The following is a 14,940-nucleotide window of genomic DNA, read 5'->3' on the forward strand; positions in this document are numbered from 1 at the left end:
TAAAAATAGCACAGTCGGGGCGCGATTAACAAAAATCCATTGCGCCCGGCCGCGGCGGCAAGAAAAAACCCCGCCGAGGCGGGGTGGCTCGGGAGGCGGTTTACAAGCCGCCGTAGGAATGCAGGCCGGCCAGGAACATATTGACGCCGAGGAAGGCGAAGCTGGTGACGAACAAGCCCACCACCGCCCACCATGCCAGCGGCGCGCCGCGCCAGCCCTTGACCAGGCGGATATGCAGCCAGGCGGCGTAGTTCAGCCACACGATCAAGGCCCAGGTTTCCTTCGGGTCCCAGCTCCAGTAACCGCCCCAGGCGTCGGCGGCCCACATCGCGCCCAGAATGGTGGCGATGGTGAAGAACAGGAAGCCGACGGCGATGGCCTTGTACATCACCTCGTCCAGCACTTCGGCCGGCGGCAGCTTGTCCTTGAGCCAGCCCTTCAGCGCCAGCAGTTCGGCGATGCCGAGCATGGCTGCGATGGCGAAGGCGCCGTAGCCGACGAAGTTGGCCGGCACGTGTATCTTCATCCACCAGGATTGCAGCGCCGGGATCAGCGGCTGGATCTCATGGGCCTGGCGGTCGAAGGTGTACCACAGGATGAAGCCGACCGAGGCGCAGATCACCAGCAGCACGAAGGCGCCCATCTGGCGCGCCGCGTACTTGGCCTCGTAGTACAGATACATCAGCGCGGTGATCAGCGTGAACAGCACGAAGACTTCGTAGAGGTTGGAGACCGGGATGTGGCCGATGTCCGGGCTGATCAGATAGCTTTCGTACCAGCGGGTGAACAGGCCGGCGAGACCCATGACCGACGCGGCCCAGGTCAGGCCGCTGCCCATGCGGTTCAGCGTGTCGGAGCGGGTCAGCAAGCCGGCCCAATACGAGAAGGCGGCCAGGAAGAACAGCGTGCACATCCACATGATGGAGGATTGGCTGGACAGCATGTATTTGAGCAGGAAGGCGGTCTGGCCGCGCGCCAGCTCGTGCTGATACACCTGGATCGCCAGCAGCGAGATACAGCCGGCCAGCGGGAAGAACCAGCGCCAGGCTTTCCAGAACCAGCCCAGGCCGATCAGTCCCAGCGCGGAGCCGGCCAGGATGGCCTGTTCGTAGCCGTCCATGTAATGGTTGTACAGCGCGTAGCTGTAGCCGGCGGCGGCCAGCACCAGCAGCGCGTAGAGCCAGTCGGCCGGGGTCAGCCGTTTCAGTAGCGGCTGCCGCGAGAAAGAAGCGTGGGCCAGTTCCATCATGCACCTCGTACCAGCTGTTTGATAAGTTGAGTATGGCGCGCAAAGTCGCCGTCCAGATCGCGATTATGCCGGTTTGACGTCATCGCGACCCGTACTTTGGAACCGTTGACGCGCACCCACAGGCGCAGCTCGCGCACATAGAACATCAGGATGATGCCGAAAACCAGCAGCACCGAGCCCAGATAGACCAAGGTCTTGCCGGGCGAGCGGGTCAGTTGCAGTCCGGAGGCCTGCACCTGCTCGAAGCCTTCCAGCTGCAGGAAGACCGGCGCGCCGTAGTCGTGCAGCGAGCTGGCCGCCACCAGGCTGTCCAGTAAGAAGCGGTAATGCTCGCTGTCCAGCTTCATCGGCGGCAGGCCGGCTTTTTCGTCGGCCACCGACATCACGTCCACCACCGCGCCTTGCAGGATCTTGATATAGGTTTGCGCCACCGCCTGGCGCTTGTCCTGCGGCACGCGGTCGTCCAGGAATTTCTCCAGGCCGACGAAGCCGCTGTCGCCAAAGCGCGCCAGCACCCATTTGACGCTGTCGGTGAACTGCTGCTGCATCGCCGGGCTGATGGCGTCGCCTTTCAGCGCCTTGTGCGCGGCGCGGCGGGCGATCTCATCGTAACGCGCCGGGTCCAGCAAGGCGGCGCGCAGGCGCATGAAGCGCTCCACGCTCATCTCCTCGTCCAAGGGGATGCGCACGTACTGGAACGGTTCGGCCACGGTCTTGCGCACGCCGGCCATCATATAGCTGGCGCCGTCCTGCTGGATGGGCGCCATATAATGCATGAACTCCACCGCCTGGCCCTGGGCGTCGCGCAGCTTGAAGCTGATCGACGGGCCCTGGTTTTTCAGCTGCTTGTCCTGTTTGACCTCGCGCGCGTCGTGCATGCGCTGCGACAGCGTGCGCTGGCCTTCCTGCGGCTTGCCGATGTTTTCGATATTGAAGACGCGCAGCTCGCCCACTTCCAGCGTGTAGTCCTTGCCGTTGGCTTTCAGCGGCTGGCTGGACATCGACACCGCCGGAATCTCGGTCGGACGCGCTTGCGGCGCGGCCAGATTCCAGGCCTTGAACTTGAGCGGGGACGCGCCGTCGCCGAAGCTGGACTGGTAGATGGCGATGCCGTTGACGATCAGCGGGTGGTTGACCTTGACCGTGGCCTCGGTGGTTTTGCCGCTGGCCTTGTCGGTGACCACGATGTCGCTGGCGAACAGCTTGGGCATGCCGTTGCTGTAGTAATCGACGTGGAACTTCTTCAGGGTGATGATGAAGGGCAGTTCCTGCACCAGATAGCCGTTGCCGGCGTTGAGGAAGGTGACGTCGGCGCTCTTGTTCTCCGCGATGGTGACGTTGCCGCGGAAGGACAGATTGTTCGAGCCCAGCCGGCTGGCCGCCGGAATCTGGTTTTGCGGCACGTCGCGGGTCTCCGGCACCACGCGGCCGGTGAGCTCGCCGATTTTCAGCGGCAGGTTGCCGTCCAGCAGGCCGCCGATGCAGATCACCACCAGCGCGATGTGGGCGAAGAAATAACCGAGCTTGCCGGCCGCGCCCTTCTTGGCCGCCAGAACCAGGCCGCCGTCGGCGCGAGGCTGCTCCTTGAGGCGGAAGCCTTGCGCCTGCAAATAGGCGCGCGCGGCGTCGGCGTCGAAGCCTTCGGCCTGGAAGCTGACGCTGTGCTTCATCGCCGCCAGGGAGTTGTCGGAGGCTTTTTCGCGGTAGGCGCGCATGTCCTTGATGAAGCCGGGACCGTTGCGCAGAATGCACAAGCTGGTGGACAGCACCAGGAAGGTGAGGATGGTGAGGAACCACGCCGAATGGTAGACGTCGTACAAGCCTAGCCATTCAAACGCTTGAAACCAGAATTGCCCGAACTCGAAAGCGTAGTTGGGATAGGGTTCGTTCTGTTTCAGAACCGTCCCGATCACCGAGGCGATGGCCAAGATGGTCAGCAGGCCGATGGCGAATCGCATCGAACTGAGCAACTCATACCAGGCGTGAGCCAGGCTGTTGCGGCTAGTTTTTTTCATAGTGGCGTAAAGTGCAAAAAGGAAAGCCCGTGGACGGGTCTTCCCTTTTGAGCCGGCGTGCCGGGCAAAGTTGCCGGCGCGCCCCGGAGCGCGGGCGGCGGAGCCCCCGCAGGGGCGGCCCCTGAGGGGCCGTCAGGCTCGGCCGGTGCGGCCGGGCTGCTCAACGCTTAGCGCAAGCCGGAAATGTATTCGGCCACCGCTTTCATTTCGGCGTCGCTCATGCGATTGGCGATGTCCTGCATCGGGCCGTTCTTGCGGTTCGCGCCGCCCTTGAATTCGTTCAGTTGCTTGACGATGTAGCCGGCGTGCTGGCTGCCCAGACGCGGATACTGGTCGGGCAGGCCCTTGCCGGCGGGACCGTGGCAGGACATACAGGCGGGAACCTGAGTGCCGGCGTTGCCGACGCGGTAAATCTTGGCGCCCAGCGGCATTTGCGCCTTGTCGGAGGCTTCGCGGTCCTTCGGCTTCTGCTCGCTGTAGTAGGCGGCGACATTGCGCATATCGTCCTCGGACAACATGGAGGCCATGCCCAGCATGGTCGGGTCCTTGCGCACGCCGGCCTTGAACGCCTTCAACTGGGTGTACAGATAGTGCGCGTTCTGACCCGCCAGCGTGGGGTTGGCCGCGGCTACGCTGTTGCCGTCAGTGCCGTGGCAAGCCGCGCAAACCGTTTCTACGATCTGTTTGGCCTTCACCGGGTCCGCCTTGACGGCTACCGGCGCAGCCGCCAACGCGTTTCCGGCCAGGGTTGCAGCCGCCATCGCCAACAGCATCATACGTTTCATGGTCGCTCCTTTAGGGGCTATCCCTAAATATCTGTAAAAGTGGCAATTTCAAACCTGCTATTCTATACCAACTGATTTCACCCTTACTACTATGTCGACTTTTCAAAACGCCCGATTTTATACCACCGTCAACCACATGAAGGACTTGCCGCCTACCCGAGCGGAGGTCGCTTTCGTGGGGCGCTCCAATGCCGGCAAGTCCAGCGCCATCAACACATTGGCCAATCACGGCCGCCTGGCGCGGGTGTCCAAGACGCCGGGCCGCACCCAGCACATCAATTTTTTTGAGCTGGGTAACGAATGTTTTCTAGTCGATTTGCCCGGCTATGGCTATGCCGAGGTGCCTGAAGCGGTTCGCGCGCACTGGGTGGAACTGCTGGGACGCTATCTGCAGTCGCGCCAGAGCCTGATCGGTCTGCTGTTGATCATGGACGCGCGCCATCCTTTGAAAGAGCTGGACCGCAAGATGCTGGAGTTCTTCCGGGTGAACCGGCGACCGGTGCATATCCTGTTGTCCAAAGCCGACAAACTGTCGCGCCAGGAGCAATCCAAGGTGCTGGCCCTGGTCAAGAGCGAGCTGAAAGACTATCCGGACGTCAGCGTGCAGATGTTCTCCAGCCTGAAGAAAAGCGGGGTAGAGGACGTGGAGCGGGTGGTGAACGGCTGGTTCGAGCAGTACATGGGACAGCCGGCCGCGGACGAGGCCGCGCCGCCGGAACTTTAGGAACAGGCCCGCACCTAAACAAGCAGGTGGCCAACACCTCCCGCTTGCCTCCCTGAGCGGGGCCTGGATTGATCAGGCTTACCCCGGCAGCAGCTTGCCGGGGTTTTTTATCGGCGGCGGAAACGAAAAAGGCGAAGGAGATCTCTCCTTCGCCTTTGTTTTTGACCGAGCGCTTGTAGAGCCTGTTTACGATCTCGCGAGCTAGAGCGAGACAAGGCGAAAACGGCTGAGAAAGCGGAATGTACATTGGGTACATGAGCATTTCGCAGTCGGTTTCAACGCCGTATCGCCGACGCGCAGCAGATCGTTGGTTCTTACAAGCTGGTGACTACGGTCTCTACGTGCAGGTTCTCGGCGGCGTTGCGCACCGCGTCGCTGGAGCGGAAAGGCCCCAGGCGCACTTTGTAGACGCCTTCCTGATTCACGATGCCAAGCTTGGACTCGTACTTGTCGTCCATCTCGCCCAGCATTTTCTGCACCATCGCCTCGGCGTTGGACAGTTTGGAGAAGCTGCCCAGTTGCAGATACTTGGGCGTGTCTTCTACGCGTCGCGCGGTGTTGACGGGACGGGTGCTGGCGATGTTCTCGCCGCCGGCGTCCGGCCATACGCGTTCGATGGCGATCTTGGCGCTGCCTTGCTTGATGAAGCCCAGGCGGTAGGCCGCCGCGTAGGACAGGTCCATCAGGCGGCTCTTGTGGAAGGGGCCGCGGTCATTGACGCGCACCACCACGGATTTGCCGTTGTTCAGATTGGTGACCCGGGCGTAGCTCGGGATCGGCAGCGTAGGATGGGCGGCGGTCATGGCGAACATATCGTATTTCTCGCCGGAGGACGTCTTGCGGCCGTGGAACTGCTTGCCGTACCAGGAGGCGCGGCCCGTGGCTTGATAGGGCTTTTCGCGCGTGTCGGGACGGAAGCTCATCCCCAGCGCCGTGTAGGGCAGATTGGCCGACTTGATCAGCGGCTCTTCCTGCGGCACGGCGTCCGGCACCAGGTTCAGGTTGACCGGGATATGGTCCGCGGGACCATCGTTCTGGAAATAAGCTCCATTCTTGGCAACGGTTTTCTTGTTGCCGGTCGACGAGGACGCCGACTGGTTGGTGGCGCTGGCCGTCTTCACGGTGGAACAGGCCACGAGTACGAGACTGACGAACACAAGCCACAGCCATCGGAGTACTGATTGCATAGATCTCCCTTATGCTGTCGGAACCACTGCAAAACCTTGGCGCGCCGTTTCAACGTCGGCGCTTCGCGCTTGCTTGCAAGCGCCAAGTCCAGGCTTTCCAGAGTCCCTTGTTGGGCCGATCTGCGAACCGCTTCAGCTTCCCCCTGCGAAATCGAGCTGTCGCCAAGCCTCGAACACCGTCACCGCGACCGCGTTCGAAAGATTGAGACTTCTTGATTCTGGACGCATCGGCAAACGAATCCTCTGCTGCGGAGGCAAAGACTCCAGCACTTCAGGCGGCAGACCGCGGGATTCGGGACCGAACAAAAAAACGTCCCCAGGTTGATAGGATATCCGGTCATGGCGCTCGGAGCCCTTGGTGGTGGCGGCGAAAATACGCCGTCCGCGCAAAGTCTCTTGACAAGCCGCCCAATCCTCATGAACCACTACGCGAGCGTACTCGTGGTAATCGAGTCCCGCGCGTCGCAGCTTGGCGTCCTCCAAAGGGAAGCCCATGGGTTTGACCAGATGCAGTTCACAGCCGGTGTTGGCACATAAACGAATCACATTGCCCGTGTTGGGCGGTATTTCCGGCTGAAAAAGAATTACAGTGAACATCGTTGGCAGCCTGGATTGTTCCAAAGAATCAAAATCTTGGTCAAGTTTTAGGAGAAAAGGCCCTGGCGAGCACCCAGCCATCGACCCGTTTTGCCCCCTGTTTTTTCAAAATTTCGGCCAGCGCCGACAGGGTGGCGCCGCTGGTGGCGACGTCATCGACAATGGCGATGGAAAGCCCGTCACAGCGGCAATTTACGCCGAAAGCATGGCGGAGGTTTTTCCGGCGTTCGGCGCGCCCGAGCGAGGCCTGGGACGGAGTGTTGTATTTTCGCCAACAAACCTCGGCGCTCAAACGGCTCGCCATTGTAGCAGCGAATGCTTTTGCCAACTCATGACTTTGATTGAAACCGCGCTCGGCAAGTCGTTCTTTTGCCAGTGGAACGGGAATGACAAGGTGATAGTCTTGGCGGCGCGGACGGGCGAAATCGGCGAGCAGGCCGCTAAGCGCCGCGCCCATCTGCAGCTGTTTTCCGTATTTGAAGGCGTGGATCAGCGCGGCGAGCGGGTAGTCGAAGCAGTAGGGCGCGTACAGCGCGTCGAAGGCGGGCGGGCGGCGTTGGCATTGGCCGCACAGGCCGGAAACCGGCAGGGGTTCGGCGCAGCGCGCGCATTGCGCGGACGGCAGCGCCGGCAGCCGGCGGCGGCAGTCGGCGCAGAAACCCCGGCTTGCCCGCCAATCCCCGCAGAGCCAGCAGGGTTGATTAAATATTGTGCAATTGTCAATTATGAGGCTTGTCAGGTTTGACAGCATGGCGCCCTCCCCAGCAAGATGCGCTGATTCGCCCCACGCCCGGCCGGGCGTGGCACTCTGACGGTCCTGACGGCGCAAGCCGGAATTATCCTTGCCTGATCAAGGTCTTCCATCGCCGGACAGCGACCACAGCCAGGATAGACCATGCATTCTTCCGCTATCGAATTCAAGCCTTCCGCCACCCCGCACCCGGAGTCTCCCAGCTGGACTGTGGCGGAAATCGAAACTCTGCTGGCGCTGCCCTTCATGGAGCTGGTGTTTCGCGCGGCCGAGATTCATCGTCAGTTTTTCGACCCCGCCAAAGTGCAGCTGTCCACGCTGATTTCCATCAAGACCGGCGGCTGTCCGGAGGACTGCGGCTACTGTCCGCAATCGGCGCATCACGACACCCCGGTGCCCAATCAGCCGATGCTGACGGTTGATGAAGTTTTGAGCGCCGCGCGCGCGGCCAAGGCCAACGGCGCCAGCCGCTTTTGCATGGGCGCGGCCTGGCGCGGCCCCAAGGACGCGGACTTGGAGAAAACTTTGGAAATGGTCAAGGAAGTCAAAGCCTTGGGCCTGGAAACCTGCGCCACTTTCGGTTTGCTGAAGGGAGGCCAGGCGGAAAAACTGAAGGCGGCGGGCCTGGATTATTACAATCACAATCTGGACACCTCGCCGGACAAATATTCCGATATCATTGCCACGCGCGACTACGAAGACCGTCTCGACACTTTGGGAAAAGTACGCAGCGCCGGTCTGTCGGTGTGCTGCGGTGGTATTGTTGGCATGAATGAAACCCGCAACGATCGCGCAGGTCTGATTGCACAGCTAGCGAATCTTGAGCCGCAACCGGAATCGGTGCCTATCAACAAGCTGGTCAAGGTGGAGGGCACGCCGCTGGAAGGCGCCGCGCCGCTGGACTGGACCGAGTTTGTGCGCACCATCGCGGTGGCCCGCATCGTGATGCCCAAAACCTATGTGCGATTGTCCGCCGGACGCCGTGAAATGGATGAGTCCACGCAGGCTTTGTGCTTCCTGGCCGGGGCCAATTCCATCTTCTACGGGGACAAGCTGTTGACCACCGGCAACCCCGAGGTGGACGCCGACCGGCTCTTGCTGGAAAAGCTTGATCTGACGCCGCTTTGAGCGGTTTGGGCGGCGGATTCGCGGGCGATGTAAAAAATGTATATATAAGGAATAGCTTGGGCGGACGGCGAGGCCGGTTTCCGCCAAGCCCTTTACACGGGATATTTCGAGCCGATATGCGCCTTCAAGACCTGCCTGCCGCCCTGATGGATCTTTCCGCCACCCACCGCCGCCGCCAACGCGCGGTCGTCGACAGCCCGCAGGGGGTTGAAGTGGTGGTGGACGGACGTTCCTATGTTTCTTTCGCCAGCAACGATTACCTCGGGCTGGCCGATCACCCGGCCCTGGTGCGCGCCGCGCAGCAGGGCCTCGAGCGTTGGGGAGTGGGCGGCGGTTCATCGCATCTGCTGGCCGGCCACTTCAGCGTGCAGCAAGAAGCCGAGGAGGCGCTGGCGGAATTCGTCGGCCAGCCGGCGGCATTATTGTTCGGCTCCGGCTACGCGGCCAATCTGGCGATTGTCAGCAGCTTGCTGGATCGCGGCGACGCGGTGTTCGCCGACCGGCTGAACCACGCCTCGCTGAACGACGCCTGTAGGCTGAGCCGCGCCGAGTTCAAACGCTTCCATCACAACGATTTGACGCAGCTGGAGCGCTTGCTGGCCGAGTCCGACGCCAAAACCAAGCTGATCGCGGTGGAGTCGGTGTACAGCATGGACGGCGACGAAGCGCCGCTGCCCGCGCTCTTGGCGCTGGCCGAGCGTTACGAGGCCTGGCTGTACGTGGACGACGCCCATGGTTTCGGCGTGCTGGGCGAGGGCCGCGGCGCGCTGGCCGAGCACGGCCTGTCCAGCCCGCGCCTGATTTACATGGCGACCCTGGGCAAAGCCGCCGGCGTGGCCGGCGCCTTCATCGCCGGCGGCGCTGATCTGGTGGAATGGCTGATCAATGCGGCCCGCAGCTATATCTACACCACTTCCCAGCCGCCGGCGCTGGCCTGTGCGATCTTGGCCAGCCTGTGCCTGATTGCCGAGGCCGACGAGCGGCGCGCGCGCTTGCGCGAATCGATAGCAATCATCAAATCCGGACTATCCGAGTCCAAATACTCCGCAGGGGCTTCCCGAACGCCGATTCAGCCACTTATCATAGGCGGCGATGAACAGGCGTTGGCCTTGGCCGCCCGTCTGCGCGACCAGGGTTTGTGGGTGCCGGCGATCCGCCCGCCCACGGTGGCCGCAGGGACGGCGCGCTTGCGTCTGTCCTTGTCGGCCATGCACCAGCCGGAACACTTGCAGCGCCTGCTGTCCTGTATTCAGCACGCCGCGGCGTCCTGAGCCGACGCGCCCATGGGGAGGGGCGCGCCGGCATGGCCGGATTTTCCAGCTAACTCATACTACGATAATCACATGAAGAGCATGGCTGAATATCTGGCGACGCCAGAGCAGGCCGCCGCTATGGCGCTGTCTCTGCTGCAAGAGCAGGGAGGGGTGCGCGTTGCCGCGGTCTGGCGGCAGCTGGGGGCGGCTTGGCAGCTTTTGGCCGCGCTGGGCGACGCCGACGCCTTGCCCGGCGCGGAAGCGCTGGCGAGCGGGGACAGGCTGGATGCCGGCTGCGAGGCGATGCCTTTGCGCGCCGGCGAGCAAGTGCTGGGTTGGCTGGTGTGGCGCGGCGACGCCGGTCCGGCGTTGAATCCATCCGCCGCCTTGCTGTGCGCCCATCTGCTGTGCGCGCGGCTGGGCGCGGAGCAGGTGGCCTCGCGCGAGGCCAACGAGGCCTTGTTCGATATTTCTCAGCTGGCCGAAGAGTGTGGCACCATCGATCAGGTATTGCCCGGCCTGCACCGGCAGATGATGCGGCTGATGGACGCCAGCAACTTCTACATCGCCCTGTACGACGATGAAGCCCAGGTCATTCACTTTCCCTTCTACATCGACCAGCGCGATCCCGCGCCGCCCGCCAGCGACGCCATTTTCCCGCTGAGCGGCCACGCCCAGTCCCTGACCGCCTGGTTGATTCGCGGCGGCAAGCCGGTGGTGTTGAGCCGGGAGCGCCTGTTGGAAGTGTGCCAGCAGGAGGGCCTGAGCCGGCAAGGGCTGTTGCCGGCCAGCTGGATGGGCGCGCCGCTGGCCAATGCCGGCGGCCATGTCATCGGCGCGGTGGTGCTGCAGCTGTACGAGGATCAAACGCCGCTGACCTCGGCCGAGCAGCAGTTGTTCCTGTTCGCCGCCCGCCATGTCGGCTTCGTGCTGGAGCGGGTCTTGCACCGCAGCCAGCTGGAGCGTCAGGTCTGGCTGCGCACCAGCGAGCTGGAGGGCGCCAACGCGAGGCTGCGCGCCGAGGTGGCCGAGCGCAAGCGCGCCGAGCGTTTCCAGGGCGCCTTGTTCCGGATCGCGGAACTGTCCAATACCAGCTTGTCGCTGGAGGCCTTTCTCGGCGGCCTGCACCGCTTGCTGGCCGAGATGGTGCCGGCGCGCAATTGCCTGGTGGCCTTGTACGACCAGACCGAGGATTGCATCAGCTTCCCCTATTGCGCAGACGAATACGCGCCGCCGCTCAAGCCGCATCGGCCGGGCAAGGGTTTCGTCGAACAGGTGCTGCACAGCGGCCGGCCCTTGTTGATCGACCCCTATTCGCAACAGAACCGCCAGCCGGACGCCGACGAAGAACTGCCCCGGCCCAAGAGCTGGCTGGGCGTGCCCCTGTATTGCGGCACCGATCTTCTGGGCGTGCTGGCGGTGCAAAGCTATGAAGACGACGTGGTCTACAACTTCCGAGACCAAGAAGTGCTGGAGTTCGTCGCCAACCACATCGGCGCGGCGCTGACCCGGGTCAAGGCGCTGGAGAGCCTGCAAACCGCTTACGTGGAACTGGAGCAGCGGGTGCGCGAGCGCACCAGCGAGCTGGACGCGGTCAACGCCCAGCTGGAGTTCGACAGCCTGCACGATCCGCTGACCAAGCTGCCCAACCGCAGCTATTTTTCCAAGGCTTTGCGCCGGGCCTGGGAGGCGTACGCGAATGGCGGCGGCGAACGCTTCGCGGTGCTGTTCATCGATCTGGACCGCTTCAAGCTGGTCAACGACACCCTGGGCCATCTGGCCGGCGACCACCTCTTGTTCGAGGCCGGCGCGCGCATCCGCTCCTGCCTGCGTCATTACGATTTCCTGGCGCGGCTGGGCGGCGACGAATTCGCGGTGCTGATGTTCGGCATGGACGGCGGCGGCGACTGCGAGCGCATCGCCCAGCGTATCGTCAGCGAGTTCGAACGGCCGGTGATCCTGGCGGGGCGGGAGGTGTTCTCCACCGCCAGCGTCGGCGTGGTGCTGGCGGACCATGAGCATTACCACAAGGCCGACGATCTGCTGCGCGACGCCGACCACGCGATGTATTGTACCAAACAGCAAGGGCGGCAGGGCTATACCCTGTTCAACCACGAGTTGCGCATCAATCAGGCGGACCAGCTGGCGATGGAGAGCGAACTGCGGCGCGCGCTGGAGGAGGAGGGGCAGCTGCAGCCGTATTTCCAGCCCTTCATCGACGGCGACAGCGGCGAGCTGGTGGGCTTCGAGGCCTTGGCCCGCTGGCAGCACCCGCAGCGCGGCCTGATTTCGCCCGGCCTGTTTTTACCCATCGCCGAGGAAAGCGGGCTGATCACCCGGCTGGACCGCTATATGCTGAACGCGGCCTGCGCCCAATTGAGCGCGTGGCGCGTTCAGGGCCGGGTGGGGCCGGAGGTGGCCTTGCACATCAATCTGTCCTCGGCCCATTTCCACGATCCGGAACTGGCGGCCTGGATAGGAGAGCGCATCCGGCATTACCGGCTGCCGCCGGCGACGTTGCACCTGGAAATCACCGAGAGCGCGCTGATCGATCAGCCGGAAATCGCCGCCACCGTGATGCACGCGCTGCATGAACTGGGCGTGAGGCTGGCGCTGGACGACTTCGGCACCGGCTATTCGGCGCTGTCCTATCTGCACCGCTATCGTTTCGACGTGCTGAAGATAGACCAGTCCTTCGTCTTCGATCTTGACCGCACCCAGGAGTCGGCGGCCATTGTGCGCGCCATCCTGGCGTTGGCCAAGGCGCTGGATCTGGAGGTGGTGGCCGAGGGCGTGGAAACCGCCGCCCAACTGGCCATGCTCAAAAAAATGGGCTGCGGCAAGCTGCAGGGTTTCTACTTCGCCGCCCCGGCGCCGGCGGAGGGCGTGGACTGGGAGCGGCTGGCCCGCTTCCGGCAGGAGTTCCTGAGTGAGCGCTAGCGGATGGCGGCGTTGGCCGCTGGCGTTCAACCGCTGGCGCTACAACCTGTACGCGCCGGTCTACGACCGGGTGGCGCAGGCCTTCGCCGCGCGCCGGCGCCGCTCCATCGCCCTGCTCAACCCGCAGCCGGAGGAGCGCATCCTGCTGGTGGCGGCCGGCACCGGCCTGGATCTGGATTTCATGGTGCGTTGCCGCCATGTGGCCGCCATCGACATCTCGGACGGCATGCTGGAGCGGCTGAGCGCCCACGCCGCGGCGCTGGGCATGGCGGTGGACGCCAGGGTGATGGACGCGCAGGCGCTGGATTTTCCCGACGCCAGCTTCGACGCGGTGGTCTTGCATCTGGCGCTGGCGGTGGTGCCGGACCCGCAAGCCTGCATCCGCGAAGTGGAGCGCGTGCTCAAGCCCGGCGGCCGGGCGGCGGTGTTCGACAAATTCCTGCCCGACGGCCGGCGGCCGTCCTTATTGCGCAGCGCCGGCAATCTGCTGTCGCGGGCGATCGCCACCGATATCAACCGCCGGCTGGAAGATATCCTGGCGGCTTGTCGTTTGAGCAAGGTTCATGACGAAGATGCCGGACTAGGTGGTTTCTTTCGCATCGCGATCTTGCGAAAATGAAGGTTTCACCCCATCTGGTCGTCCATGAGTCTGTTTGTTGAAACGCTGGGCCAAGGCCCGGACGTGGTCCTGTTGCACGGCTGGGGCCTGCATGGCGGCGTGTTCAGCCGCGTGGCGGCGCGCTTGGCCGCCAGTCATTGCGTGCATCTGGTCGACCTTCCCGGTCACGGCGCTTCCGCCCCGCTGGCCTCCTTCGACGCCGACGCGGTGGCCGATCTGCTGGACCAGGCCTTTCCATTGCCGCTGCAATTGGTGGGCTGGTCGCTGGGCGGTTTGATCGCCCAGCACTGGGCCGCTCGCCATCCGGACAAGATCAAGAGCCTGGCCTTGGTGGCGACCAGCCCGCGCTTCGTGCGCGACGACAGCTGGCCGCACGCGCAGGAGCGCAAGTCCATCGAAGCGGTGGCCGCCAGCCTGGACGGCGCCTTCGAACAGACGCTGGAGCGTTTTCTCGCCTTGCAGATGATGGGCGCGCCGTCGGCGCGCGACACCCTGAAGGCCTTGCGAGCGGACTTGTTCGCCCACGGCAGGCCGCAAGGCCTGTTGCCGGCGCTGGAACTGCTGCTGACGGCGGACGCGCGCGCGCTGGCCGGACGCATTCACTGCCCGGCGGGCCTGTTCTACGGCGCTCGCGACGCCATCACCCCGATAGGCGCCGGCCGTTGGCTGGCCGACGCGCTGGGCGACGCCCGGCTTTATGAATTTCCGCAAGCGTCGCACGCGCCGTTTCTGTCGCACGAAGCCGAATTCGTCGCCGCGCTTGCCCAGCATTTGGAAGCCCATGCATGACTGAAGCGTTTTACACCGACAAGGCGCGAGTGCGCGCCTCGTTCGAAAAGGCCGCCGCCAGTTACGACTCCGCCGCGGTCTTGCAGCGCGAAGTCTCCGACCGGATGTCCGAGCGGCTGGACTACATCAAGTTTCAGCCGCAAGTGGTGCTGGACGCCGGCGCCGGCACCGGCTACGGCTCGGCCCAGCTGCGCGCCCGCTACCCGGACGCGCGCGTGGTGGAGCTGGATCTGGCGCAGGCGATGCTGCAAGCCTCGCGCGCCAAGCAGCAAAGCGGCGACGGCCTGTTGAAGAAACTGTTCCGCCCCAGCCTGCCGTGGCAGGTGGTGGCCGACGTCGAGCGCCTGCCGCTGGCCGACGCCAGCGTGGACATGATCTGGTCCAGCCTCACCATCCAGTGGGTCAATGTGCCGGACAGCGTGTTCGCCGAATTCCGCCGCGTGTTGAAGCCCGAAGGCATGCTGATGTTTTCCACCCTGGGCCCGGACACCCTGCATGAGCTGCGCGGCGCTTTCGCCGGCGTGGACCGCGCCACCCACGTCAACCAGTTCATCGACATGCATGATCTGGGCGACGCGCTGATGCGGGCCGGTTTCGCCGAGCCGGTGATGGACATGGAGAAAATTGTGCTGACCTACGGCCGCGCCCGCGAGGTGATGGCGGATCTGAAGGCCATAGGCGCGCACAACGCCACCAGCGGCCGCGGCCGCGGCCTGATGGGCAAGCACGCCTGGCAGCGGGTGGAGGCGGCCTACGAGAGCCTGCGTCGCGACGGCAAGCTGCCCGCCACCTACGAGGTGGTGTACGGCCACGCTTGGAAGGGCGGCGACAAGAAGCTGGCCAAATTCAGCGAGGACGGCCGCCAGGTGATCGAGTTCGTCAAGAAGCGGCCGGACTAAGGCG

Annotated in this window: 13 protein-coding genes; 7 read left to right on the forward strand and 6 right to left on the reverse strand. The window is 63.8% G+C overall.

Annotation, left to right across the window (positions count from 1 at the left end):
- Positions 1-100: 100 nt before the first annotated feature.
- From ccsB to QUG03_RS14710, 3 genes are all read right to left on the reverse strand, one after another.
- Complete coding sequence (gene ccsB, locus QUG03_RS14700; RefSeq protein WP_107801571.1) at positions 101-1,246, reverse strand: c-type cytochrome biogenesis protein CcsB; 1,146 nt, start codon at positions 1,244-1,246, stop codon at positions 101-103.
- Positions 1,246-3,264 carry a cytochrome c biogenesis protein ResB gene (locus QUG03_RS14705; protein WP_500820315.1) on the reverse strand — a complete coding sequence of 673 codons (2,019 nt, stop codon included), beginning with the start codon at positions 3,262-3,264 and terminating at the stop codon, positions 1,246-1,248. Before QUG03_RS14705 ends, ccsB begins: the two co-directional genes overlap by 1 nt.
- A gap of 167 nt (positions 3,265-3,431) precedes the next feature.
- Complete coding sequence (locus QUG03_RS14710; protein ID WP_107797784.1) at positions 3,432-4,049, reverse strand: c-type cytochrome; 618 nt, start codon at positions 4,047-4,049, stop codon at positions 3,432-3,434.
- Positions 4,050-4,140: 91 nt separating this feature from the next.
- Between QUG03_RS14710 and yihA the strand changes: the two genes are divergently transcribed.
- On the forward strand, positions 4,141-4,773 hold the full coding sequence (gene yihA / locus QUG03_RS14715; RefSeq protein WP_107797785.1) for a ribosome biogenesis GTP-binding protein YihA/YsxC: 633 nt from the start codon (positions 4,141-4,143) through the stop codon (positions 4,771-4,773).
- Between the two features lie 314 nt (positions 4,774-5,087).
- On the opposite strand, the gene QUG03_RS14720 is transcribed toward yihA, so the two are convergent.
- From QUG03_RS14720 to QUG03_RS14730, 3 genes are all read right to left on the reverse strand, one after another.
- Positions 5,088-5,960: a septal ring lytic transglycosylase RlpA family protein gene (locus QUG03_RS14720; RefSeq protein ID WP_107797786.1), complete on the reverse strand. Its 873-nt coding sequence runs from the start codon at positions 5,958-5,960 to the stop codon at positions 5,088-5,090.
- 132 nt (positions 5,961-6,092) lie between these two features.
- Positions 6,093-6,557 carry a tRNA (cytidine(34)-2'-O)-methyltransferase gene (locus QUG03_RS14725; protein ID WP_081555202.1) on the reverse strand — a complete coding sequence of 155 codons (465 nt, stop codon included), beginning with the start codon at positions 6,555-6,557 and terminating at the stop codon, positions 6,093-6,095.
- 40 nt (positions 6,558-6,597) lie between these two features.
- Positions 6,598-7,308 carry a ComFC family protein gene (locus QUG03_RS14730; protein ID WP_500820316.1) on the reverse strand — a complete coding sequence of 237 codons (711 nt, stop codon included), beginning with the start codon at positions 7,306-7,308 and terminating at the stop codon, positions 6,598-6,600.
- Between the two features lie 144 nt (positions 7,309-7,452).
- Here QUG03_RS14730 and bioB point away from each other — a divergent pair, with 144 nt between their 5' ends.
- The 6 genes from bioB (at position 7,453) to bioC (ending at position 14,936) form a co-directional block, all read left to right on the forward strand.
- The gene (bioB, locus tag QUG03_RS14735; RefSeq protein WP_107797787.1) at positions 7,453-8,436 is read left to right on the forward strand and encodes a biotin synthase BioB; all 984 of its coding nucleotides are present in this window, start codon (positions 7,453-7,455) and stop codon (positions 8,434-8,436) included.
- Between the two features lie 116 nt (positions 8,437-8,552).
- Positions 8,553-9,707, forward strand: coding sequence for an 8-amino-7-oxononanoate synthase (gene bioF, locus QUG03_RS14740; RefSeq protein WP_500820317.1), 1,155 nt, complete (start codon positions 8,553-8,555; stop codon positions 9,705-9,707).
- 72 nt (positions 9,708-9,779) lie between these two features.
- Complete coding sequence (locus QUG03_RS14745) at positions 9,780-12,629, forward strand: bifunctional diguanylate cyclase/phosphodiesterase (protein ID WP_500820318.1); 2,850 nt, start codon at positions 9,780-9,782, stop codon at positions 12,627-12,629.
- Positions 12,619-13,248, forward strand: coding sequence for a class I SAM-dependent methyltransferase (locus QUG03_RS14750; protein ID WP_107797790.1), 630 nt, complete (start codon positions 12,619-12,621; stop codon positions 13,246-13,248). Before QUG03_RS14745 ends, QUG03_RS14750 begins: the two co-directional genes overlap by 11 nt.
- A gap of 24 nt (positions 13,249-13,272) precedes the next feature.
- Entirely contained in the window at positions 13,273-14,037 is a 765-nt protein-coding gene (gene bioH, locus QUG03_RS14755; RefSeq protein WP_107797791.1) for a pimeloyl-ACP methyl ester esterase BioH, read from the forward strand.
- Complete coding sequence (gene bioC / locus QUG03_RS14760; RefSeq protein WP_107797792.1) at positions 14,034-14,936, forward strand: malonyl-ACP O-methyltransferase BioC; 903 nt, start codon at positions 14,034-14,036, stop codon at positions 14,934-14,936. Before bioH ends, bioC begins: the two co-directional genes overlap by 4 nt.
- Positions 14,937-14,940: the final 4 nt, after the last annotated feature.

This window comes from Chromobacterium sp. CCUG 30098, from assembly GCF_059916605.1.

Excerpts from the sequence above, each read along its gene's own strand:
- ccsB (WP_107801571.1), bottom strand. The coding sequence starts at position 1,246 with ATGGAACTGGCCCACGCTTCTTTCTCGCGGCAGCCGCTACTGAAACGG.
- QUG03_RS14705 (WP_500820315.1), bottom strand. The coding sequence starts at position 3,264 with ATGAAAAAAACTAGCCGCAACAGCCTGGCTCACGCCTGGTATGAGTTG.
- QUG03_RS14710 (WP_107797784.1), bottom strand. The coding sequence starts at position 4,049 with ATGAAACGTATGATGCTGTTGGCGATGGCGGCTGCAACCCTGGCCGGA.
- yihA (WP_107797785.1), top strand. The coding sequence starts at position 4,141 with ATGTCGACTTTTCAAAACGCCCGATTTTATACCACCGTCAACCACATG.
- QUG03_RS14720 (WP_107797786.1), bottom strand. The coding sequence starts at position 5,960 with ATGCAATCAGTACTCCGATGGCTGTGGCTTGTGTTCGTCAGTCTCGTA.
- QUG03_RS14725 (WP_081555202.1), bottom strand. The coding sequence starts at position 6,557 with ATGTTCACTGTAATTCTTTTTCAGCCGGAAATACCGCCCAACACGGGC.
- QUG03_RS14730 (WP_500820316.1), bottom strand. The coding sequence starts at position 7,308 with ATGCTGTCAAACCTGACAAGCCTCATAATTGACAATTGCACAATATTT.
- bioB (WP_107797787.1), top strand. The coding sequence starts at position 7,453 with ATGCATTCTTCCGCTATCGAATTCAAGCCTTCCGCCACCCCGCACCCG.
- bioF (WP_500820317.1), top strand. The coding sequence starts at position 8,553 with ATGCGCCTTCAAGACCTGCCTGCCGCCCTGATGGATCTTTCCGCCACC.
- QUG03_RS14745 (WP_500820318.1), top strand. The coding sequence starts at position 9,780 with ATGAAGAGCATGGCTGAATATCTGGCGACGCCAGAGCAGGCCGCCGCT.
- bioH (WP_107797791.1), top strand. The coding sequence starts at position 13,273 with ATGAGTCTGTTTGTTGAAACGCTGGGCCAAGGCCCGGACGTGGTCCTG.
- bioC (WP_107797792.1), top strand. The coding sequence starts at position 14,034 with ATGACTGAAGCGTTTTACACCGACAAGGCGCGAGTGCGCGCCTCGTTC.